The 657-nt window shown below is 55.6% G+C and carries 1 protein-coding gene; it reads left to right on the forward strand.

The window, feature by feature from the left end:
- On the forward strand, window positions 1-657 hold a 657-nt coding region (locus tag ACTHUR_RS14925), incomplete at both ends, for a translocation/assembly module TamB domain-containing protein (protein ID WP_440399379.1).

A 657-nucleotide genomic window follows, 5' to 3' on the forward strand; every position in this document is an offset into this window, starting at 1 on the left:
GCGAAAACCTCTACTACCGCAACCAAACCCAAGGCCTCATCCTCGACAACGGCGTTTTACGTTCCCATTTGCAGGGACAGCGCTGGGTCATCGACAGCCTCAAGTTCCATAAAGGCGGTACGCTCGAGCTGAAAGGCTCGGTCAACCTTGCCAACGCCGATCCGGACGTTGACGTGGATGTCGTCTTCGACAAATACGACACCCTTTCCCGTCCGAACCGCCGCCTGCGCCTCTCCGGCAGCGCGAAAGTGCAATACAACCAGCAAAAAGGCGTGTTCCTCAACGGTACGTTAAACAGCGACTACGGTATGTTCGGTTCGCAAAAATCCTCCATGCCCTCGTTGGACGACGATGTCGTCGTGTTGGGCGAAGAGAAAAAACAAACCGCCGCCGTGACACCTATCAACCTTAACCTCACGCTCAACCTCAACGACAATATCCGTTTCGTCGGTTACGGCGCAGACATCACCATAGGCGGCAGGCTGAACATCACTTCCCGACCGGGTGAAACCGTCCAGGGCGTCGGTACGGTGAAAGTCGTCAAAGGCCGTTACAAAGCCTACGGTCAAGACCTCGACATCACCAAAGGTACGGTTTCTTTCGTCGGTCCGTTGAACAACCCCAACCTGAACATCCGCGCCGAACGCCGTCTTTCTC

The organism is Neisseria sp. P0021.S007, assembly GCF_051956855.1.